The 22,397-nt window shown below is 65.0% G+C and carries 18 protein-coding genes; 8 read left to right on the top strand and 10 right to left on the bottom strand.

Going from position 1 to position 22,397, the window contains the following annotated elements; translation table 11 throughout:
- Positions 1-52 precede the first annotated feature (52 nt).
- From AB4Y44_RS12720 to AB4Y44_RS12710, 3 genes are all read left to right on the top strand, one after another.
- Positions 53-958 (top strand): carbohydrate ABC transporter permease, encoded by a 906-nt coding sequence (locus AB4Y44_RS12720; protein ID WP_368699740.1) that lies wholly within the window; start codon positions 53-55, stop codon positions 956-958.
- Between the two features lie 23 nt (positions 959-981).
- Positions 982-1,833 carry a carbohydrate ABC transporter permease gene (locus AB4Y44_RS12715; protein WP_368699739.1) on the top strand — a complete coding sequence of 284 codons (852 nt, stop codon included), beginning with the start codon at positions 982-984 and terminating at the stop codon, positions 1,831-1,833.
- Between the two features lie 77 nt (positions 1,834-1,910).
- Positions 1,911-3,878 carry a beta-galactosidase gene (locus tag AB4Y44_RS12710; RefSeq protein ID WP_368699738.1) on the top strand — a complete coding sequence of 656 codons (1,968 nt, stop codon included), beginning with the start codon at positions 1,911-1,913 and terminating at the stop codon, positions 3,876-3,878.
- 66 nt (positions 3,879-3,944) lie between these two features.
- On the opposite strand, the gene AB4Y44_RS12705 is transcribed toward AB4Y44_RS12710, so the two are convergent.
- The 9 genes from AB4Y44_RS12705 to AB4Y44_RS12665 all read right to left on the bottom strand — a co-directional run bounded on the left by AB4Y44_RS12705 (position 3,945) and on the right by AB4Y44_RS12665 (position 13,969).
- Positions 3,945-5,018 (bottom strand): porin, encoded by a 1,074-nt coding sequence (locus AB4Y44_RS12705; protein ID WP_368699766.1) that lies wholly within the window; start codon positions 5,016-5,018, stop codon positions 3,945-3,947.
- Between the two features lie 496 nt (positions 5,019-5,514).
- Entirely contained in the window at positions 5,515-7,074 is a 1,560-nt protein-coding gene (locus AB4Y44_RS12700) for an SH3 domain-containing protein (RefSeq protein WP_368699737.1), read from the bottom strand.
- Between the two features lie 84 nt (positions 7,075-7,158).
- The gene (locus AB4Y44_RS12695) at positions 7,159-8,205 is read right to left on the bottom strand and encodes an ABC transporter substrate-binding protein (protein ID WP_368699736.1); all 1,047 of its coding nucleotides are present in this window, start codon (positions 8,203-8,205) and stop codon (positions 7,159-7,161) included.
- A gap of 12 nt (positions 8,206-8,217) precedes the next feature.
- Positions 8,218-9,354 (bottom strand): NAD(P)/FAD-dependent oxidoreductase, encoded by a 1,137-nt coding sequence (locus AB4Y44_RS12690; protein ID WP_368699735.1) that lies wholly within the window; start codon positions 9,352-9,354, stop codon positions 8,218-8,220.
- Positions 9,347-10,783 (bottom strand): FAD-dependent oxidoreductase, encoded by a 1,437-nt coding sequence (locus tag AB4Y44_RS12685; protein ID WP_368699734.1) that lies wholly within the window; start codon positions 10,781-10,783, stop codon positions 9,347-9,349. The genes AB4Y44_RS12690 and AB4Y44_RS12685 overlap by 8 nt, the downstream gene beginning before the upstream one ends.
- Complete coding sequence (locus AB4Y44_RS12680; protein WP_368699733.1) at positions 10,780-11,118, bottom strand: (2Fe-2S)-binding protein; 339 nt, start codon at positions 11,116-11,118, stop codon at positions 10,780-10,782. Before AB4Y44_RS12680 ends, AB4Y44_RS12685 begins: the two co-directional genes overlap by 4 nt.
- Before the next feature lie 47 nt (positions 11,119-11,165).
- Complete coding sequence (locus AB4Y44_RS12675; RefSeq protein ID WP_368699732.1) at positions 11,166-11,960, bottom strand: ABC transporter permease; 795 nt, start codon at positions 11,958-11,960, stop codon at positions 11,166-11,168.
- Positions 11,961-11,979: 19 nt separating this feature from the next.
- A complete protein-coding gene (locus tag AB4Y44_RS12670; RefSeq protein WP_342922815.1) occupies positions 11,980-12,885 on the bottom strand; it encodes an ABC transporter permease in 906 nt (301 codons plus the stop codon).
- Positions 12,878-13,969, bottom strand: coding sequence for an ABC transporter ATP-binding protein (locus AB4Y44_RS12665; RefSeq protein WP_368699731.1), 1,092 nt, complete (start codon positions 13,967-13,969; stop codon positions 12,878-12,880). Before AB4Y44_RS12665 ends, AB4Y44_RS12670 begins: the two co-directional genes overlap by 8 nt.
- Before the next feature lie 323 nt (positions 13,970-14,292).
- Between AB4Y44_RS12665 and AB4Y44_RS12660 the strand changes: the two genes are divergently transcribed.
- Both AB4Y44_RS12660 and AB4Y44_RS12655 read left to right on the top strand, forming a co-directional pair.
- Positions 14,293-15,156 carry an IclR family transcriptional regulator gene (locus AB4Y44_RS12660; protein ID WP_342922813.1) on the top strand — a complete coding sequence of 288 codons (864 nt, stop codon included), beginning with the start codon at positions 14,293-14,295 and terminating at the stop codon, positions 15,154-15,156.
- Positions 15,157-15,666: 510 nt separating this feature from the next.
- Entirely contained in the window at positions 15,667-16,668 is a 1,002-nt protein-coding gene (locus AB4Y44_RS12655; RefSeq protein WP_368699730.1) for a GNAT family N-acetyltransferase, read from the top strand.
- A gap of 38 nt (positions 16,669-16,706) precedes the next feature.
- On the opposite strand, the gene AB4Y44_RS12650 is transcribed toward AB4Y44_RS12655, so the two are convergent.
- Positions 16,707-17,897 (bottom strand): glycosyltransferase family 4 protein, encoded by a 1,191-nt coding sequence (locus AB4Y44_RS12650; RefSeq protein ID WP_342922811.1) that lies wholly within the window; start codon positions 17,895-17,897, stop codon positions 16,707-16,709.
- A gap of 711 nt (positions 17,898-18,608) precedes the next feature.
- Here AB4Y44_RS12650 and hpnJ point away from each other — a divergent pair.
- The 3 genes from hpnJ (at position 18,609) to AB4Y44_RS12635 (ending at position 22,354) form a co-directional block, all read left to right on the top strand.
- Positions 18,609-20,030 carry a hopanoid biosynthesis associated radical SAM protein HpnJ gene (hpnJ, locus tag AB4Y44_RS12645; RefSeq protein ID WP_368699729.1) on the top strand — a complete coding sequence of 474 codons (1,422 nt, stop codon included), beginning with the start codon at positions 18,609-18,611 and terminating at the stop codon, positions 20,028-20,030.
- An 89-nt stretch (positions 20,031-20,119) separates the two neighbouring features.
- A complete protein-coding gene (gene hpnI, locus AB4Y44_RS12640; protein WP_368699765.1) occupies positions 20,120-21,295 on the top strand; it encodes a bacteriohopanetetrol glucosamine biosynthesis glycosyltransferase HpnI in 1,176 nt (391 codons plus the stop codon).
- 48 nt (positions 21,296-21,343) lie between these two features.
- Positions 21,344-22,354, top strand: a complete 1,011-nt coding sequence (locus AB4Y44_RS12635; RefSeq protein WP_368699728.1) for a lysylphosphatidylglycerol synthase domain-containing protein — start codon at positions 21,344-21,346, stop codon at positions 22,352-22,354.
- The last annotated feature ends 43 nt before the right edge of the window (positions 22,355-22,397 follow it).

Below are 22,397 nucleotides of genomic sequence, written 5' to 3'. Positions count from 1 at the left end.
GGCGCATTGCGCCGCCGGCCGCATCTTCTTCGATCACCGGCGAGACTCCACCATGTCCGATACCTTGGCGCGCCCCATCGGGGCGGCGCGGCCACGTCGCGTCTCTACTGTGCGGCGGCAGCAGAATCGTGCCGCGCTGTCTTTCCTGCTGCCGGGCTGCGCGCTCTTCACGCTGTGCGTGGTCTACCCGATCATCAGCAGCATCACGCTCAGCTTCTATAACTGGGACGGCATGACCGCGAAGACATTCGTCGGCCTCGCCAATTACGTCGAACTGTTCCAGACCGACACGTTCTATACCGCGCTCAAGAACAATCTGCTGTGGCTCGTGTTCTTCCTGCTCGCGCCGCCGCTCGGCCTCGTGTTCGCGCTTTATCTGAACCAGCACGTGCGCGGCATACGCGCGGTGAAGTCGCTGTTTTTCGCGCCGTTCGTGCTTTCAGGCGTGGTGGTCGGTCTCGTGTTCTCGTGGTTCTACGATCCGAACTTCGGTCTACTGAAGATGATCGTCGGGCACGGCATACCCGTGCTGGGCGACCCGAAGCTCGTGACGTTCGGCATCATCTTCGCCGCGCTCTGGCCGCAAACGCCGTTCTGCATGATCCTGTATCTCACGGGCCTCACGGGCATCAACCCCGAGATCGTGGAAGCCGCGCGCATGGAAGGCGCGAAGGGCTGGCGGCTCTTCTGGCACGTGGTGCTCCCGCAGCTGCGCCCGGCCACGTTCATGGCTATCGTGCTCACGGTGATCGGCGCGCTGCGCAGCTTCGACCTGATCGCCGTGATGAGCGGCGGCGGCCCGTTCGATAGCTCCACCGTGCTCGCGTACTTCATGTACGACCAGGCGATCAAGTATTACCGCGAAGGCTATTCGGCGGCGATTGCCGTCGTGCTGTTCGCCATCATGCTCGTTTATATCGTGTTCCATTTGCGCCGCATGCTGCGCGAAGAACGCTGAATTTCCCGTCGGAGTCGCTGCCCATGTATCCGCTTCCCGTCGATCGCTGGAAACCCGCGAATCGCGCGCTCTACAAGATCTCGTTGCCCATTGCGCTCGTCATCTGGCTGCTGCCCATGCTCGCCGTGCTCGTCACCTCGATCCGCTCTACCGAGGAATTGCAGCAGGGCGACTACTGGGGCTGGCCGAAGCACTTCGCGCTGCTGCAAAACTACGGCGCGGCGCTCACGCAAACGCCCATGCTCCATTACTTCGCGAACAGCGTGCTGATCACCGTGCCTTCGGTGATCGGCGCTATCGCGCTGGCTTCGATGGCGGGCTTCGCGCTCTCCACGTATCGGTTTCGCGGCAACACGGCGGTGCTGTTCGCCTTCGTCGCCGGGAACTTCGTGCCGATCCAGATTCTTATGATCCCGGTGCGCGACATGGCGCTGCGCGTGGGGCTCTACAACACCGTGTGGGCGCTCATCATCTTTCACGTGTCGTTCCAGACCGGATTCTGCACGCTGTTCCTGCGCAATTTCATCAAGCAGTTGCCGTTCGAGCTGATCGAGGCCGCGCGCGTGGAAGGCGCGAGCGAATGGGCCATTTACTGGCGCATCGTCATGCCGCTCGTGCGGCCGGCGCTCGCCGCACTCGGCATTCTCGTCTTCACGTTCGTCTGGAACGACTACTTCTGGGCGCTGTGTCTCACCCAGGGCGACGACGCCGCGCCGATCACGGTGGGCGTGGCGGCGCTCAAGGGGCAGTGGACCACGGCGTGGAACCTCGTGGCGGCGGGCTCGGTGCTTGCGGCGCTGCCTTCGGTGCTGATGTTCTTCGCCATGCAGAAGCACTTTGTCGCGGGGCTTACCTTCGGCGCGAGCAAGGGTTGATCGAGCCCGGCCGCAGCCGAAGGCCCTTTTTCATCTCATTCGTATTACCGACGTTATTCCGAGGCGGATTGTCATTCATGCAAATCGGTGTCTGCTACTACCCCGAACAATGGCCGCATTCGATGTGGGCCGACGACGCACGCCGCATGGCCGAACTCGGCATTACGCACGTGCGCATTGGCGAATTCGCCTGGAGTCGCATGGAGCCGCGCGCGGGCGTGTATGAATGGGCATGGCTCGACGACGCGATCGAAACGCTCGCAGCGCGCGGCCTGAAGATCGTGCTCGGCACGCCCACGGCCTCGCCGCCGAAGTGGCTCGTCGACGCGACGCCCGACATGCTTCCCGTGCGCGCCGACGGCACGCCCTGGAACTACGGCTCGCGCCGCCACTACGACATTGCGAGCGAGGCGTATCGCGCGCACTGCGTGCGCATCACGGAGGCGATGGCGCAGCGCTATGGCGCGCATCCGGCCGTGGTCGCATGGCAGACCGACAACGAACTGGGCTGCCACGACACCGTGCCGAGCTGGTCGAGCGCCGCGCAGCGCCGCTTCCAGACGTGGCTCGCGAAGCGCTACGACACGATCGAGGCGCTCAACGAGGCATGGGGCAACGTGTTCTGGAGCATGGAATACCCGTCGTTCGAAGCGGTGGGGCTGCCCGTGCGCACGCCGACCGACGCCAATCCGGCACATCATCTGGACTTTCGCCGCTACATGTCGGACGAAGTCGCGAGTTTTCACCGCGAACAGGCGGACGTGCTGCGCCGCCATGCGCCGAACGCGGACGTTCTGCACAACTTCATGGGCTTTTTCACGACCTTCGACCACTACCGGTTCGCAGCGGACAAGGCCATCGACGTGGCGACGTGGGACAGCTATCCGATCGCGCGCACCGAGGTGATCGGCTTGCCGGAAGCGCAGAAGGCTCGCTACGCACGCACCGCGCACCCTGACGTCTCGTCGTTCGACCACGACCGCTACCGCACGATCGGCGGCGGACGCTTCTGGGTGATGGAGCAGCAGGCGGGTCCCGTGAACTGGGCGCCGTGGAACCCGGTGCCCGCGCCGGGCATGGTGCGCCTGTGGGCCTACGAAGCGTTCGCGCACGGCGCGGAACTCGTTTCGTACTTCCGCTGGCGGCAATGCCCGTATGCGCAGGAGCAGATGCATTCGGGCATCAATCTGCCGAACAACGAACTCTCTCCCGGCGGGCGCGAAGTAGAGCAGGCCGCGCGCGAGATCGCGGCGAGCGACGTGTTGCGTATGCTCGCGCCGGTGGGGCGTGCCCAGGTGGCGCTGGTATTCGATTACGAAACGCAGTGGATGTTCGAGATCCAGCGCCATGGCGCGAGCTTCGACTATCAGACGCTCGCGTTCGAATACTACAGTGCGCTGCGCGAACTGGGCCTCGATGTCGAGATCGTTTCGCGGCACGCCGACCTTTCGGCGTACCGGCTCGTGGTGGTGCCGTCGCTGGCCGCGATCGACGATGCCTTCGTCGATCAGATCGAGCGCAGCGAAGGGCTCTGGGTGTTCGGGCCGCGCAGCGGCTCGAAGAACGCGCACTTCGCCATTCCCGGCGACCTGCCGCCCGGCGTGTTGCAGCGCGTGCTGCCCTTGCAGGTGCTCGAGGCGGAATCGCTGCGGCCCTCGCTCGCGCCTGCGGTCACGATCTCAGGTGTGAGGGGCGAGGCATTGCATTGGCGCGACCACGTGCGCGCCAACGGCGCCACGCGCATTCAGGCGCAATTCGAAGACGGCTGGCCTGCGTTGCTCTCGCATGGCCGCGTGCGTTACGCTGCTGCGTGGTTTGCGCGCGAGCTGCATCTCGCCATGCTCGACGAAGCCGCGCGCGGCGCGGGCCTCGCAACGCAGCGTTTGCCGGAGGGCTTGCGCGTGAGCCGACGCGGCGGACTGTGCTTCGCCTTCAACTTTGGCGAGCAACGTGTGCAGGCGCCGGCCCCCGACGGGGCGCAGTTCGTGCTGGGCGCGCGCGAGCTGGCGCGAGGCGACGTGTGCGCATGGCGCGAAACCCGCTGAGCCGCAGCTCGCCCGAGTGCGTGTTCCGCGTCGCGTTACGCGCGCGCCGCGGAACACTCGCGCGTATCAGAACAGATGGCGGATGCCGATGCTCGCGCCGACCGTCGAGCCGGAGACTTCAAAGAGCGCGTTGTTGATCGACAGGCCGGTGTCCATGCGCCCATGGTTGTTCACGTAGCCGACCTGGCCATAGAGCGTCGTGCGCTTGGAGAGGAAGAACTGCAGGCCGCTCGACGCCAGCAGCGAGTGGTTGGTGCCGTCGTTGCCGTCGCGCGTGTACCAGACACCCGCGTCGACGTCGAGGTAGGGCGTGATCATATAGCTGAGTCCGCCGGAGTAGACGCTGTTGTCGAACGACTGCGCAACCTTGTACAGCGCATACGAAGCGGAGACCGTGAGCGAGTTCGGGAAGCGATAGCTCGCACCGATCGTGCGGCCCACGAACTCGACGGTGCTCGGCACCGGCGTGGTGGCCGCGCTGCCTCCGGCGTTGCCGCTATAGAGCGCGCCCGTGATCGTGAAGCCTGCGATGTGGTAGCGCAGGCTCGCCGAATACTGGCGCCCCGCCTGGAAGTTGCCCGCTGCGCCGCCCATGGCGAACATGCCCATCGCCTGGATGCCGGCGATTTCCGGCGATGTATACGTAATCGCGTTGCTGTTGAAGAGGCCGGTCACGTAGACGTTGTTCACGTAGCTCACGAGACCGCTGCCGAAGTACGACATGCCGCGCGGGTCCGTCTGGTAGAGCGAGAGGAAGAACGGTGAGTACTGCAGACCAGCCTTGACCGTGCCGTATGGGCTTTCCATGCCGACCCACGCCTGACGCCCGAAGAAGTTGCCGTTGGAATTGCCGAACTTGCCGTTCGCCATGCTGATGCCGCTTTCGAGCGCGAATACCGCGCGCATCCCGCCGCCCAGGTCCTCGGCGCCGCGCATGCCGAAGTTCGAGCCGGACATGCCGCTGTCCGTGAAGGAGAACTGGTGACCGGCGTTCTGGCCCGTCTGCGTGTTCATCGTATGGCTCGTGTAGAGGATCGACGCGTCGACGATGCCATACAGGGTGACGCTGCTCTGTGCGCTTGCGACACCCGCTGTGCCCATCAAACCGGCCGCCGCGAGGCAGCGGACCAGCCATTTCATGCCGAGATTGTCGCGTTTTAACATTTCGTCATCCTTAGTGTTATTTATGGATTGAGATTGATGTGACAGGGTGGTGCACACGCTTCAGGCCATGCTCCAGGCAAAGCCGCGGATAAAGCTTCAGGCAAAAGGGGGACCGGGGTTCCTCGCGGAACCACACGAATCGGAATGCTGGGAGCGCTGCTCGGAGTACTACGCGCGGGACTGAGCGGAGTCCTGCGGTCTGGCGCGGCGGCCGGGGTCCTCTCGCGTGCGCAGGAGCAGCGTTGACGAGCGCGTGGTCATCGTGGGCCTGCGGCTAGGCATGGGCCGGATTGAATGCGCGTTCACCGATCGCTTCTCCCCTGACAAGAGGTGTGCAACGTTGACGGAATGCTACGTTCGATGGAGGCTATTTTTGTACGACCGTGCGGAATCTGTCACCCTGGGAGAAACGATCACATTTGCGCATCAATTCGTTGCACCCGGCGCATGAATCGACACGCGGGCGTCTGACTCACCCCGCCGGATTCTCCTCGTCCTGCGGCGGCGCGCTGCCCGCGGGCGCACCCAGGATGCTGACCTGGAAAACCGGCGTGCCTGCAAGCGATTCGAGGTTGGGGTCTTCGGGGTAGGTGAGCAGCAACGGGAAGACGACCGAGCCGCCAATCACGGCGCGGCGGCTGTTGTCGGCGGGGCGCAGGCCCCACACGTCCTGATAGACGAGCGGCACCGTCTTGCCGTCGCGCTCCGTGTTGCCCAGGTAGAGCATCACGTGACCGCCTATATAGATGAGCGTGCGCATGGGCGCGCCGTGTTGCACGAGCCAGCCGAGGCGTTGCGCGGGCGTGGACGCCGAAAGATCGGTCATCGCCCCCGCGTTCATTTGCGTGGACGAATGGCGGGGCAGCCACACGCCGAACGCCGCGAAAATGCTCTGCAATTCGGCCGAGCAGTCGTTGTCGAAGTTCGAGTTGCCCCAGCCGTAGGGGCGCCCGATCAGCGCCTTCATCAACTGCGCGAGATGGCGCGGCGTGGCCGCGAGCGGCGCGGGCGCGATGGCGTTGGCATCGAGCGCCGCCGTGCGGATCGCGGCGCGGCCGTCTACGTCGCGGGCGGGCACGAGCACTTCGCCCGGCTTCGTGCCGGAAGCGGGCCGCAGCGGCAGCAGCGTGCCGGCGGGCGCATCGAAGCGGAACACGCCCGCGTCGTCGCGCAGCGCGGCGGACGCTACGACCACGACGCCGAGCGACTGGTGCGCCGCCGCGCGCCACGTCGAAACGAAGCTATCATCGACGCTCGCCACGCCGTCGCTGCGCACCCAGCCCTGCACGTCCGGCGTCTGCACGTAGCGCCAGGCGCCGTCGGCGCTCGTGCCGAGCACATAGAGCGGCGTGCCCGGCCGCACGGCGCTCACCTGCAGGTTGTCGAAGGGATAGCCTTCGCCTGCTATGCGATGTGAATAGAACGACGGGTCGATGGTGGGCAGTTCGCGCACGTACAGCGCCGTCGTGGCGATGGCGCGACGCGTGGCGTCGAAGCCGCTGGCCTGTTCGAACTGGTTGACGTTGGCGTTGCGCTCTCTGGCGTCGATCCACGCCTTCGTGTGCGGGCGGAAATTCATGCCGTAGCCAATGCGGCGCGCCTCCTTGCCGGTGTTGTCGAAGTACGCGAGGCGGCGCGTCTGCAGCGCGGCAATGTCGCTGCCGCCGTCGCGATACACGCGCTGCTCGACAAACGCGCGAGTCCACGGCGAGGGATCGTTCGGACCTGCACCGAAATAGCGCGCGACGAGCGCATCGAATTGCGCGCGCTGGACGTCGGGCGAAAGGAAGGGTTTGTCGTAGTCGGCGCTGGCCGGATCGATCCAGTGATCGACGTTCTGGTCGTAGTGCTCGATCGGGAAGAGTGTGACCGTATCGGGCGGGAGTGCCTGCACGGCCTGACTCTGCGAGGCCGGGCCGGTTGCGCATCCCGGCAGCACGCACGCAGCGGCTAGCGCCAGGGCGAGGAAGCGGGCGCGCGGCGCCCGGGCAAAAGCGGAAAGGCGAAACGAAGAATCGAGGGCGGAGCGCATGGGCGAGCGGGCGGTTCGACAACCCGTGGATGATACAGGACGCGCCGCGCCCGCCGTCCTCGCTATTGCCCGAAAATCAAACGATCACTGCTCGATCTGCCGGTTCCAGCGCGAGTCCCACTGCGCGCGGTGCTCGTTGATCACGTCCCAGTCCACCACCGTCACCTTCTTCACGAGCTGGTCGAGATTGCCGAGGCTCTTTTGCATGTCGGCTGGCATGGTGGCGTTCTGGTTGGTCGGAATCTGCTTGCCGGCGGCGGCCGCCTTGCTTTGCGCAGGCGCCGAAAGCAGGAACTGCGCGAGCTTTTGCGCGAGTTGCGGGTCGGGATTGTTCTTCACCACGCACAGGTCCACGAGCAGCAGCACGGCGCCTTCCTTGGGGTTGGCGTAGGCCACGGGCAGGCCCTTGTCCTTCAGGTCGCCCACCGCGGTGGGCGTGAGCGGGAAGATGCCGGCTTCGCCGGTCTGGATCATCTCCGAGAGCTTGGCCGAATTCGGAATGTATTCGACGACGTTCGGCCCCACCGTGCTCGCCCACTTCGTGAAGCCCGGTTCGACGTTGCTCTCGCTGCCGCCCATCAGGCGGTTGATGGCGAGAAAGCCGTGCAGCCCGAAGGTGCTGCTCGAAGCCGACTGGAACACCACCTTGCCCTTGTACTTCGGATTGGCGAAATCCAGCCACGAAGTGGGCGGCGCCCAGCCTTTATCCGCAAACACCTTCGTGTTGTAGCCGATGCCGGTCATGCCGAGTTGCACGCCCGCGCCCACGTCGCCTTTCATGCGCGCGAACGGATACAGTTCCTTGAGCACCGGAGAATCGTCGAGCTTCTCGCACACGCCCATGCTCACGGCGCGCGCCATCACGCCGTCGTCGAGAAAGGCGACCTGCATTTGCGGGCTGTTGCGGTTGGCGAGGAGCTTCGCGAGCACGTCGGAGGAGGTGCCCGGCACGACCACCACTTTCACGTTGTTGGCCTTCTCGAAGTCGGGCAGGACCTGGCTCGTGTAGGCCTTCTCCATCGGGCCGCCGTTCATGCCGATGTAGATCGTCTTCGTTTGCGACCAGGCGCCTTGCGAGATGCCCAAGGCGACGAGTGCGGCTAGCGAAGCCAGGGTGCGTGTGAGTTTCATCGTGGGGACTCCTTATTTGATTGGGAGAGCGGCATGAACGGAAGACTGCGCGAAGCGGCCGATAGCGAACGCTTCGATGGGCGTGCTCGTCGCGCCTTCTGTGACGAGTTCGGCAAGGACTTCGCCCACGCCGGGCGCCAGCAGGAAGCCGCCGCCGGAAAAGCCGAAAGCATGCAGGAGACGCGGCGTGGTGTCGCTGAAACCGATGATCGGGTTGCTGTCCGGCGTTTCGCCTTCCACGCCGCTCCACGTGCGGATCAGCAGCGCGTCGCGCAGGCCGGGCAGCAGCGCGCAGGCGTCGCGCATGACGGCGCGGGTGGTGGCGGTGGAAGGCTGCGCGTATTCGCCGTCGCCGCGGCCGCGTCCGCCGCCGATCACGCAGTTGCCGCGCTCGACCTGGCGCGCGTAGACGCCACCGCCGTACACGCCCAGGTTGTGCTGGATAAAGCGCGGCAGCGGCTCGGTCACCCACATGTTCGGGTAGATCGGCTTCATCGGCACGGTTTCGCCGAACGCGCCCGCCACCGTATTGGCCCAGGCGCCCGACGAGTTGATGAGCCAGTCGGCGCTGATACGCTCGTTGCCCGCACGCATCTGGAAACGCCGGCCGTCGAAGCTCAGGTCGCCGAGCGCGGTCTGCTCCTGCACGTGCGCGCCCGCGCGCCGCGCCGCCGCCGCGAAGCCGGGCGAGACGAGACGCGGATTCGCCTGGCCGTCGCTCGCGCAGAGCGCCCCGCCAATGGCGGCCTTGCCGAGCCACGGGTAGCGGCGGCGAAACGCTTCGCCGCTCATGACGAGCGACTCCACGCCGAAATCGCGCGCCCTGGCGGACCACGCGTGGAGTGCGTCGAGATCGCTTTTGCGGCGCGCGAGACGCAAGTGCCCCGAGACGACGAATTCGCCGTCGCTGCCGATCAGCTCGGGCAAGCGGCTCCACACGCGCCGGGCGCGTACCGCAAGCGGCAGTTGCTCGGCGCTGCGGCCGTGGGTGCGCACGCCGCCGTAGTTCACGCCGCTCGCCTGCGCGCCGCAAAAGCGCCGCTCGAACAAGCCGACGCTCACGCCCTTGCGCGCGAGCGCAAGCGCCGCCGATGCGCCGACGAGCCCGCCGCCCGCTATCACAACCTGGTAATGGCGCGCGTCACTCATCGTGGGCTTCCTCTTCGATGACCTGCACGCCGTCGTCGAACAGCATCGGTGAAATGGGAATCGGCTTGATGGGCGCCTGGCTGCGCAAGCGGCCCACCTCGTGCAGCGGCTTGCCGGTCTCCGCGCTCAGCAGCGCCATGGCGGATTCGCCGCACATGCGTCCCTGGCAGCGCCCCATGCCGATGCGCGTGAGCGCCTTCAGGCGGTTGACTTCGCTGGCGAAACCGTTGCGAATGCCGCTACGCAGCGTGCCCGCGTCGACTTCCTCGCAACGGCAGACGATCAGATCGTCGGGCCAATTGGCGGCGCAGTTGGGCGGCGGGGCGAACGCCTGCTCGATGCCCACGCGAAAGCGCGTAATGCGTTCGAGGCGCTTCTCGATCGTTGCCGCATCGGGCAAATCGGCATCGTGCTTTGGCGCTTCGACGCCGATGTCTTCGAGCACCGCGAGCGCGGCGCGGCGGCCTGCGAGTTCGGCGGCATCGGCGCCTGCGATACCCGCGCCGTCGCCGGCCAGATAGACGCCCGGCACGGAGCTGCGGCCCGCCGCATCGCGTTCGGGCAGCCAGCAGCGGTTGAGGGCGTCGAAGGCGAAGCGGCAGCCCGCGAGATCGGCGAGTTGGGTTTCGGGCCGCAAGCCGTAGCCGAGGCCGACCGCGTCGCAGGCGATGGCGTGCTCCTTGCCGTCGGCCGCACGCCAGCGGACGTATTGCACGGCCGCGTCGCCTTCGATGGCTTCGAGCGAGACGCCATGCTCCACGCGCACGCCATGCGCCTTGAGCCACGCAACGTAATAGACGCCCTTGGCGAAGGTGCCCGGCTGATTGAGCAGCTTCGGCGCGGCGGCGGCCTGGCGCGCGAACGGGCTCGTGTCGAGCACGGCGACCACTTGCGCGCCGGCTTTCGCATACTGATGAGCGACGAGGTAGAGCAGCGGCCCGGTGCCGGCGAACACGGTGCGCTGGCCGATTGCGCAGCCCTGCGCCTTCAGTGCGACCTGCGCGCCGCCGAGTGTATAGGCGCCTGGCAGCGTCCAGCCAGGCAGCGGCACGATGCGGTCGGTGGCGCCGCTCGCGATGATCAAATGCGACCACGGCACGCTCGCTTCGCGACCCTCTCGCAAGGTGTCGAGCCGGCCCGGCTCGCACGACCAGGCCAGCGTGTCGGGCCGGTAGTCGATCTTCGCGAGCAGTTCGGCCATGGCGCGATGGACCGCATCGGCCTTCTTCGCCTCGAAGCCGTAGAGCGCGGTTTTCGTGCGCGAGAAGCCCGCACCGGCTGCGGGCTGACGATAGATCTGGCCGCCCCAGCGCGCGTTTTCGTCGATCACGGTGGGGCGCAGTCCCGCGGCCACCAGCGTTTGCGCGGCGCGAATGCCGGCCGGTCCCGCGCCGACAATCACAATGCGAGCAGGCGTGGACGTGCTCATCGCGCACCTCCGTCACAAGATTCGGTATCCGAAACGGTGCGCGTCAGCACGCGCATGCCCTCGCGCAGCGGCGTGGAGCAGGCGCGCAGGCGCGTGCCGTCTTCGCTGCGCACCCAGCAGTCCTGGCAGGCGCCGATCAGGCAGAAGCCCGCGCGCGGTTCAGTGCTGAACTCGCTGCGGCGCACGTGCCGCTGATGCGTGAGGATCGCGGTGAGCAGCGTATCCCCCGCGAGCGCCTTGACTTCGACGCCGTCCAACACGAAGGAAACGCTCGCGCGCGCGGTCTCGGCAACGCGGACGAACTGGGCAAGAGAAAGCGGCGTGACGGTGCTCATGGAAGGTCGGTGGCGCGGCAGCAGGAATCGAAAGAGGCGGGCGGCGTTCAGTGCTGCCCGATCAGAATGCGGTTGAGCCCGTACACGCGGTCGAGCAGGAACATCGCGCCGGCCGTGATGAAAATGACGAGCGCGGAAACGGAAGCCATCATCGGGTCGATCGACTCGGTCGCATACATGTACATGCGCACGGGCAGCGTGACGGTTTGCGGCGAGGTCACGAAGATCGACATCGTCAGTTCATCGAAGCTGTTGATGAAGGCGAGCAGCCAGCCGCCCGTGATGCCGGGCACGATCATCGGCAGCGTGACGCGGCGAAAGGTGGTCCAGGCGTTCGCGCCGAGCGACGCGGCCGCATGCTCGATGCTGCGGTCGAGGCCGCTCACGGAGGCGAGCACGAGCCGCATGACGAACGGCGTGATGATGATCATGTGCGCGAGGATCAGCCACGCGAACGAGCCGGTCGCGCCGATCAGCGCGAAGAAGCGCAGCAGCGCGATGCCCAGCACGAGCCCCGGAATCACGAGCGGCGAAAGCAGCAGCGCGTTGAGAAAGCTGCGGCCCGGAAAGCGCGCGCGGCCGATCGCGAGACCCGCGGGCAACGCGATCACGAGCGAGAGCGTGGCCGAGGCGAACGCGAGCTTGAGGCTGTTGAAGAACGCGGTGATGAAGTCGGGGTAGTCGAGGATCGCGCGGAACCAGCGCAGCGAGGGGCCGTGCGTGGGAAGCGTCAAGGTTTCGTCGGGCGTGAAGGCCACGAGAATGACGATGACGAGCGGCGCCAGCACGAACAGGATGACGAAGCTATGGAACGTGAGGGCGAGCGGTCCGTTTTTGCGCATGATGTTGTGTCCTGGGGCCTTAGCCCATGCTGCGCGCGTAGCGCCGTTCGAGCACGCGGTAGTAGGTGAGCATCACCACGAGATTGGCGACGAGCAGCAGCACGGCGATGGTCGCGCCGAGCGGCCAGTTCATTGAGCTGAGGAACTGGTCGTACACGGCGGTGGCCGCCACCTTCAGGCGCCGGCCGCCCAGCAGGCCCGGAATCGCAAAGGCGCTCGCCGACAGGCCGAACACCATGAGGCTGCCAGAGAGAATGCCGGGCATGAGCTGCGGCAGCACGATGCGGCGCAGGGTCGTGAACGGCGACGCCATCAGCGACAGCGCCGCGTTTTCGGTTTGCGGATCGAGCCTTTGCAGCGCGGTCCACACCGGAATCACCATGAACGGCAGCATCACGTGCACGAGCGCGATGACGATCGCGAAGGTCGTGTATTCGAGCTTGAAAGGCCCCGCGCCGAACAGGCCGAAGAACTGGTTCACGAGACCGTTCATGTTGAGCAGCATGCTCCAGCCGAACGCGCGCACCACCACGGAAACCAGCAGCGGCGCGAGGATCACGAGCAGAAAGAGCGAGCGCCACGGGTCGCGCATGCGCGAGAGGATGTACGCCTCGGGCGTGCCGATCACGACGCATAGCACCGTGGTGAGTGCGGCAATGCCGAAGGTGCGCAGGAAGATCGTGTGAAAGTACGACGAGCCGAGCACTTCTACGTAGTTATGCAGATCGAATGCGGCGATGGGGCCGCTCATCGGATCGAAGCGGTAGAACGTGAGCGCGAAGGTCATGGCGAGCGGCACGAGCACGAGCGCGGCGAACAGCAGCAGCGCGGGCGCGCTCATGAGCCAGAGCGGCACGTAAGCCTGCCAGCCGGCGCGCACCGTGGCGTGCGGGGCAGGCTGCGAAGCGCGGAGCGTGCTAGACACGGGCGGCCTCCTGATGGATGAAGCGGATCGCGTCGCTATGCCAGTCGATGCCCACCTGGTCGCCTTCTGCAAGCGGCTCGTTGCCCTCGTTCTGGCAGCACACGAGCATTTCGCCCGCGCGGCTGTCGAGCCGGTAGAGCCACTGGCTGCCGAGGAAGAAGCGGCTCGTCACGCGCCCGGCGAGCCGGCCCGAACCGCTCGCGCACAGCTTGAGCTTTTCGGGGCGGATGCACAGCGTGATCGCGTCGCCCACCCCCACCGCGCGGCCGCGCTCGGGCAGTTGCGCCGTCGAGCCCGTTTCGGCGAGATCGTGGCCGAGATCCACGCGGATCGTGTCGCCCTCGCGCGCGACGATGCGGCCAGCGAGCATGTTGGCCTTGCCGATGAACTGCGAGACGAAGTCGTTCTCAGGCCGCTCATACGCGCGATAAGGCGTGTCGACCTGGGTGATGCGGCCGCTTTCCATCACGACCACGCGGTCGCTGATCGAGAGCGCTTCGGACTGATCGTGCGTGACCATCAGCGTGGTCGTGCCGATCTTGCGCTGGATGGCGCGCAGCTCGAACTGCATGTCTTCGCGCAGCTTGGCGTCGAGGTTGGACATCGGCTCGTCGAGCAGCAGCACGGGCGGCGCGATCACAATGGCGCGCGCAATCGCCACGCGCTGGCGCTGGCCGCCCGAAAGCTCGCGCGGAAAGCGCTGCGCGTAGGCGTCGAGGCGCACGAGCGCGAGCGCGTCGCGAATGCGATCCCGGCGCTCGGTCTTGTCCACGCCGCGCATTTCGAGGCCGAAGCTCACGTTCTGCTCCACGCTCATGTGCGGAAAGAGCGCATAGCTCTGAAACACGATGCCGAGGCCGCGCTTGTTCGGCGGCATGTGCGTGATGTCGCGCCCGTCGAGCGTGATGCGCCCGCGCGTGGTTTCCACGAAGCCGGCGATCATCTGCAGCGTCGTGGTTTTTCCGCAGCCCGAGGGGCCGAGCAGTGAGACGAACTCGCCTTTTTCCACCGACAAATTGACGCCGGCGACCGCTTGCAGGTCGCCGAACGATTTCGATACATCGGTCAGGGTGAGGAACGACATGGTATGGCCTTTCAGGGCTTGGGTTGCGCCGGCACCCGCTGAGCAGATCGCGGTGCGGGGGCGTTGAACCGACTGTAGCTAGCCAAATTTTTGGTCGTCAATTTAAAATTCCAGAGAGTGATAAGAATCTGGCTTATATTCCGTTTGATGGAATGCGGATGTGAGTTGGTCTGTTGATCGTTTCACCCGGTGAACCTCGGGAAATCCCTGAATGAGCTGGCTGCAAGCACAGCGCCGTTTGGCGGTCCCACCTTTCGGGCAGCGCGTCAATACGTACGAGCTTTCGGCGGATATTCCGCTGTATGGAATAAATCGAGGTCGATATGACGTCAATGGAAGAGAAAAGTGGAACGCCGGCCGACGACGCGCGCGGCGCGGGCGTGTTGCAGCGCGCCTTCGCGGTGATCCGCGCACTGGGGGCGAGCCAGACGGAAGGCAGCCGCGTGACCGCGCTCGCGAAGGCCGTGGGCCTGACCCAGGCCACCGTGCATCGGCTGCTGCAGGGGCTGATTGCCGAAGGCGTGGTCGAGCAGGACGAAGGCACGAGGCGCTATCGGCTGAGCGTGGATTTTTTTGCGCTTGCAGCGCAGGCAGGCAATCCCAGCGGCATGCGCACGTTATGCCGGCCCGCGTTGCTGCGCCTGTGCGCAAGCCTTGGTGACACTATCTTCCTGCTCGTGAAGAGCAGCTTCGACGCGGTTTGCCTCGACATGTGCGAAGGTCCGTTTCCGATCCGCTCGTTCACGGGCGATATCGGCGGGCGCGTAGCGCTGGGCGTGGGCCAGGGCAGTCTTGCCATTCTCGCGTTCCAGCCCGAGGCCGAGCGCGAAGAAATCATTCGTTTCAACGTGCCGCGCTTGCGCAGCTACGGCGTGCTGGACGAGGTGTACTTGCGCACGGAGATCGAGCGCGTGCGCAAGCTCGGCTACGCGGGGCGCAACACCGGGGTGCTCGAGGGCATGGCGGGCGTGGCCGTGCCGATTCTCGACCAGACCGGCTGCGCCGTTGGCGCATTGAGCGTGGGCACGCTGGCTGCTCGCCTCACGGACGACCGGTTGCCGACGATCGTCGAATTGCTCAAGCGGCAGGCCGAAATCATCGGGCCGCAAACGAACCCGTTCGATGTGGCGGTGCGCCGTCCCATGCATGGGCTCACGCGAGCGATGACGACGCAACCATTGGCTTGAGCGACGACGGGCGAGGATCGATCCAGTCGAATGCATTCCTAACTAAATCACCTGATCGCGAATCGTTCTCATTGGCTGATCGGTGTGCAGACGTTCAGCAGGCGCGTGCATTGCTGCATTGCTGCATTGCGAAATCGAGCAGTATGATCGGACGAAAATTGATCAGGGGATAACCTATCCGCACGCGTCTTGGTTTTGGCGTAAACGGGCAGGTGGCTATTCGTAGACTGAAGGCGGTGTACGAAATGGCAGTTCGCCGCCATGGAGCTTTGCAATCCATCTCAGCGCGAGCAGGTGACCGCGGAAACGAAAACAGAAGCGCCCGAAGCGCCGTCTTGCGTATAGTCTTGCAAGACCCGGGAGGGACAAAACCACCCGGCGCGTGAACTGTCATATTGAGTACATGCCGTTGCCACGTCGACGAGAAGTCATTGAGGAGCGTGGGTGCTGGGGGAGGTGGAGCGCATGTGTGATCCCGCAGCGCTTGCAGTCAGAATATACCGGTGATCGATGACGACCATAAACGACCGGACGTTGCCCGTTCTCGAGGCACCGGCTGCGACTTCTACGCCGGTGCCGGTACGCGCGGCGCCTTCGATCTTTCATGAACGCTGGTGGCTCGACATCGCCACGCAAGGCGACTGGAAGCTTGCGGTGGTGAAGCAGGACGACGAGGTCATCGGCGAGATGCCGTACGCGATGCAGCGCACGCGACTGTGGCGTGTCTCGCACCTGCCGCCGCTCACGCGCACGCTCGGGCCGGTCATCAAGTCCGTGACGGGCAGCGAGGCCCGCCAACTGCATCATGAACTCGACGTCACCGGCAAGCTGATCGAGCAGTTGCCCGACTGTGACAGCTTTTTTCAGGTGCTCGACCCGCGCATCGACGACGCCCTGGCGTTCGCGCTGCACGGCTTTACCGTGACGGCGCGCTATACGTTCCGCATCGACCGGAACACGACGGCCGACGAAGCATGGAAGCGTCTGAACAGCAAGACGCGCAACGTGATCCGCAGCGCCTCCCGTGAATTGACCGTCGTGCCGGACATCGCGCCCGCCGAGTTCATCGCGTTCTACGAAGCGAATCTGGCAGCGCGTTCGCGTACCAACGCATACGGGGATGTGGTCATGCGCGACCTCGTCAACGCGTTCGTCGAGCGCAAGGCGGGGGTGCTGCTCGGCGCCTTCGGGCAAGGCGGGAAGCTCGTGGCGGCGGTCGGCCTCGTCTGGGACCATCAGGCCATGTATTACCTGCTGTCGTCGCGCGCGCAGGACGCACACAGCGGCTCGATCAGCCTGCTGCTGTGGACCGGCATTGGCCGCGCGCTGGAGCGCAAGCTCACCTTCGACTTCGACGGCTTTTCGAGCCCGTCGACATTCAGCTTCCTCAATGGATTCGGCGCGACGCTCACGCAGCGGCTGGGCGTCGAGCGCCACGGCACGGTTTATCTGCTGATGCGTACGCTTAAACGGAAAATCGCGCCCGGGCGCGTGTTCGCCCCCAATCTCTGAGCGGCGGGACGTCGTGTAGCGAACTATGTGGCGCGCTGCTACACGAGTTCGTGCCGCGCGGGATCGCTTGCGCGGCGGGTCGTGACCTCGGCAAGTTCCAGCGCGCTCGAGGCGAAGAGCAAGGGGGTCCAGCGCCGGATCGTGCTTTGCGCGCCGGCGGCGAAGCGTTCGCGCAGTTCAGGCTCGCCGCCCAGTTCGCCGATACGCTGCGCGAGCGTCGAGACGTCGCGCGGTTCGACCACGAAACCGTTCACGCCGTCGATCACCACTTCGCCAGCCACGCCGCAGGTGCGCGTGACGATGGCAGGACACCCGGCCGCGAACGCTTCGTTCACGCACAGGCCCCATTGGTCGAATTCGCTCGCGAGTACGACGAATTCCGCGAGCGCATAGAGATTCGGCATTTCCTGATTGGCGAGCGAGTTGAGTATCGTCACATGCGGCGTGAGGCCGAGCGAATCGATGCGCGCGCGCAATTGCGCTTCGAGCGGACCCTGACCCACCAGCACGAGGCCTATATTTTCGTTGTACACCCCGGATTTTCGGTAGGCGTCGATCAGCACGTCGACGTTCTTGCGCGCGACGAAGCGGCTCACGCACAGCACATAGCGCTGCGGCAGGCCAAAGCGGGATCGCACGGCCTCCGGGTTGACGCTCGCGGCCTGCGCGAGATCCGAAAAATAGTCGACATCGATCACGTCGAAACCGATGCGGGATCGTTCCTTCGGGATGCCAAGCGATTGCGCGTAACGGCGATGCTTCTCGCCCGCGACGAGCGCGCCGTCGAAGCGGCTCACGATGAAACGCTTGAGGCGCTCCTTGGCGCGCTGGCGCAGTCCGTCGTCGGCCTTCGAGTCCGACATGTAGATGAGCTTGAAGCGCCGCGTGAGATGTCTGAGGAAACAGAGCACGGCCGAATAGCCGGTGTTGTAGCCGAGCGTGATGACCACGTCGGGCTCGAAGTTGCGGACCTTCGCAATCAGGCGTGCGGTGTCGAGCGCGCCGAGCCCGTCGCTGTCGGCGCCGTTCTCGACCAGCGTTTCCGCCATACGCGGGCGGTTCGCGAAGAATGCCGCGCGGCGTTCCTGCGGGAAGCCGTAGACGCCCGAGCGCGCGAAGACTTCGAGCAGCGCCACCTGGTGGCCGCGACTGGAGGCCGCGCTGACGAGAGCCTCGTAGCGAGGGACGTGATAGTCGCCCAGGTTGCCGATGACGAACAGTATACGCATGGACAGTGACGGCTCACGGTGGCGCTTGGTTGAGCAGGCAGCGCACCACGGGTGCCTGGCCTGCATGAAATCCCGGACAGTCGTCCTGACCTGCCGGGCAGCGTTGGCTGCGCCAAACCGCTCGCACAATCGCGGCGGGGACTCGCAGTCGCGCCGTTTGCTGCATCGTAACCCGATTGTGAGGCGTTTTTACGCGATGTCGGTGATCAGCGAAAACTTGTCCGATATGGCGGAGGCGATGCAAAGCAGATGAAACCTTGCCGGTCAATTCTTCCGAGGAATACGCGAGGCGCAACTACGGAATGGCACACGACTTGCGTGGCCTGGTTCGATTGACGCGATTTCCAGATGCCAGAGGGCGGGTTATGCGTGGCGTGTAACTGATTGCCATCACAACGGACATCAATTGGCGCGGTGCGATGAAAACTGTCATATCAATGCGTCACACTGGAGGTTTAACATGTTTCAATACATCGGAAGAAGGGAAAGCGCTTAAGGTCAGCATCAGATTTTCGGCTTAATATCCTAGGGTTCACCCGTGGCGCCCATGCCTTCAATTCGATAACAAACATGCGAGCCGGAATGCCGATCGAATGTTTTGTGTAATGCATTTCGAGGGAATTGCACGGCGCGGGACGCCGGCCGTGCAAGCCGAGAGGCGCACGCGATCGCTAACCGGGTTTCACCATACTGCGCGGACAAACGAGGAATATGAAAACGCTGTTTCTGCAGGCCCCGTCGTATGACGGCTTCGACGGTGGCGCGGGCTCGCGCTACCAGGCAAAGCGCGAGATCCGCTCGTTCTGGTATCCCACCTGGCTCGCGCAGCCCGCGGCCCTCGTGCCCGACAGCCGCGTGCTCGACGCGCCGGCCGACGGCCTGGGTGTCGAAGAGACGCTGAAGATTGCAGCCGCGTACGACCTCGTCATCATCCACACGAGCACGCCGTCGTTCCCGACCGACGCGCTCTTCTGCGAAGACCTCAAGAAGCGCAAGCCGTCGATCGTCATCGGGCTGGTGGGCGCGAAGGTGCAGGTCGATCCGCACAATTCGCTCACGGCGAGCGAGGCGATCGATTTCGTTTGCCGCGAGGAGTTCGATTTCACCTGCAAGGAAATCGCCGAAGGCATGCCGCTGGCCGAGGTCAAGGGCATTTCGTGGCGCGCGAAGGACGGCTCGATCGAGCACAACCCGGGCCGTCCGGTGCTGGAAGACATGGACTCGCTGCCGTTCGTCGCGCCGATCTACAAGCGTGACCTGAAGATCGAGAATTACTTCATCGGCTACCTGAACTACCCGTACGTGTCGATCTACACGGGCCGGGGCTGCAAGTCGCGCTGCACGTTCTGCCTGTGGCCGCAGACGGTGAGCGGCCACGTCTACCGCACGCGTTCGGTCGAGAACGTGCTTGCGGAAGCGAAGTGGATCCGCGAGAACATGCCGGAAGTCAAGGAGCTCATGTTCGACGACGACACCTTCACCGACAACCTGCCCCGCGCTGAAGAGATCGCCATTGGCCTCGGCAAGCTCGGCTGGACGTGGTCGTGCAACGCGAAGGCGAACGTGCCGTACAAGACGCTCAAGATCATGAAGGAAAACGGCCTGCGTCTCCTGCTCGTGGGCTTCGAATCGGGCGATGACCAGATTCTCGTGAACATCAAGAAGGGCGTGCGCACGGACTTCGCGCGCCGCTTCAGCGCCGACTGCAAGACGCTCGGCATCAAGGTGCACGGCACCTTCATTCTGGGGCTGCCGGGCGAGACGCAGGACACGATCAGGAAGACGATCGAGTACGCGAAGGAAATCAATCCGCATACGATTCAGGTGTCGCTGGCCGCGCCGTATCCGGGCACGACGCTGTACAAACAGGCCGTGGAAAACGGCTGGATGGAAGAGAACAAGACCATCAACCTGGTGAGCAAGGAGGGCGTGCAGCTCGCGGCGATCGGCTATGCCCACCTGTCGCGCGACGAGATCTATCACCACCTGGAGCAGTTCTATCGCCAGTTCTATTTCCGCCCGTCGAAGATCTGGGAGATCGTGCGCGAGATGCTCACGAGCTGGGACATGATGAAGCGGCGTCTGCGCGAAGGCGTGGAGTTCTTCCGCTTCCTGCGCGCACACGAGGCATGATGGACCGCGCGCATGCGACGGGGCGAACGGGCGCCATCGTTGCGATGGCCGTGACGGTGCTTGCGGTCGCTTCTGCGGCAATCGAAGTCATGCGTGCTGAATTGCCTGGCTTCTCGCATCTGCTCTTCGGTTCGCTCGCGGTCCTGAGCGGTCTTTGCGCCGTGGTCGGCATTATCTATACCTGTACGGCGAGCGCGCTGGTCGGCCGTTTCTTCGCACGCGAGGTGGCGACGCCGCAGGACTTTCCGGCCATCACGCTCGCCAAGCCGCTGCACGGCGACGAATGGCACCTCGAGGAGCACCTCGCCAGCTTTTTCGAGCAGGACTATCCTGGACAAGTCCAGTATCTGTTCGGCGTTCACGATGCGCGTGATGAGGCGCTCAACGCCATCGAGCGGCTACGCGCGCGTTATCCCGATGCACACATCACGGTCGTCGCCGATGCGCGCCTATACGGTCCCAACCGCAAGATCGCGAATCTCGTGAACATGCTCGAAAAGGCCGAGCACAACGTGCTGTGCTTTGCCGATAGCGACGTGCTCGTCGACAGGAACTATCTGCGCCAGGTGGTCGGGGCGCTGCAGCAACCGGGTGTCGGCCTCGTGAGCGCGGTTTACCGGGGCCTGTGCGCGCCAGGATTCTGGCCGCGCGTGGCGTCGGCCTTGACGAACTATCATTTCCTGCCCGGCGTCGTCACGGGGCTCGCCATCGGGCGCGCGCGGCCGTGTTTTGGCCAGTCCATCGCCATGACGCGTGAAATGCTCGACCGCATTGGCGGTCTGGCGCAGTTCGCGCATCATCTCGCCGAAGATCATGCGATTGGGGAAGCCGTGCGCCGCGCCGGCGCGGAAGTTTCCATTCCGCCCATTCTCGTGCGGCACGCGTGCGTAGAGAATACGTTCGCCAAGCTCTTTGCGCACGAACTGCGCTGGAGTCGCACCGTTCGCGCGGCGGACCGCTCGGGACATCTGGGCGCCGTGCTGATGCATCCGTTCGCGCTCGCCATGCTTGCCGTGGCCTTGTCCGGTGGTGCAGCGCCCGCGTGGATACTGGCCGCCGTGGCGTTGTGCGCGCGCGCGTGGCTGATCTGGCGGACCGATCGCGCGACCGGCGACAAGTCCAGCGGACTGCTATGCTTACCCCTTTGGGAAATGGTCCAGTTCGCGATCTATGTCGCGAGCTTTTGTTCGTCTGGCGTCGTTTGGCGCGGCACGCGCTTTCGCGTCGACAGGAATGGCATGCTTTCGCCAGTCCACGAGACCTGAGCGTCATAGTAGATTGGGGGGCACAATGAGACGGGAGCATACCCGCAGATGAAGCACATGGGACGTATCGCCGCCCTGGTCGGTCTTGCGATCGCCGTATGGCTCGTATGGCGCGAACATCCCGCGGCAGTGCTGCAACTGTTGCGCGGCGCGGGCATGGGCCTCGTGCTGGCGGCCATCGTGCATATCCTGCCGATGTGCGCGAATGCATGGGACTGGGGCAGCCTGATTCGCGCGGCGCAGCGTCCGTCGTTCACGACGATGCTCAAACTCGTGTGGATCCGCGAGTCGATCAACGGCTTGCTGCCCGTTGCACGCGTGGGCGGGGAACTCGTGTCGTTCCGTCTGCTTGGCCGTGCGGGCGTACGGCCGGCCACGGCGGTGGCGAGCCTCATCGCCGACATGCAGCTCACGCTGATCAGCCAGGTGCTGTTTGCGTTGCTCGCAGCCGGCTATCTGCTCGAACATTCCTCTTCCGATACCGCGCGGTTCGTAGGGCGGCTCGCATGGGGCCTCGCGGGTTTCATCCCGCTGCTCGTGCTCTTTGCGCTCGTGCAGCATGCGCGGCCGTTCGAGCGCGCGGCACGCACGCTCAACCGCGTCACGAGCGGCAAGATCGTCGATCTCGTGGGCAAGTCCGCGCGCGTCGATCTATCCCTCAAGCTGATCTGGCGCCAGACCGGCGTAGTCGTGCGCTACGTGCTCGTCTGGCAGACGCTGCAATGCCTCGGCTATGCGCTCGAAATCTGGATCGCGTTGCGGGTGCTCGGCACGGACGCGACCTTCGTGCAGGCGTTCGTGATCGAAGCCCTGATCCAGATGCTGAGCAGCATCGCGTTTCTGGTGCCGGCCGGCCTTGGCGTGCAGGAGGGCGGTTTCGTCATAATCGGCGGACTGCTGGGGTTCGATGCGCCCACTTGCCTCGCGCTCGCAGGCGCAAGGCGCGTGCGCGATCTGATGTTCTATCTGCCCGGGCTGCTCGCCTGGCAGGCGGCAGAATATGGCTGGCCGTCACGACGCCGGACAGAGGGCACGGCCACGCGCACCCGCACGGAATGATCCCGAAGCCGGCCAGTTATTGATTGCAGGTTGCGGAGCCCGC

The sequence above is a fragment of the Paraburkholderia sp. BR10937 genome (assembly GCF_040965695.1).
In the GTDB taxonomy this organism is placed as follows: Bacteria; Pseudomonadota; Gammaproteobacteria; order Burkholderiales; family Burkholderiaceae; genus Paraburkholderia.
Note: the sequence above shows the minus strand (reverse complement) of the source record. Positions and strands in the feature narration are given on the sequence as shown.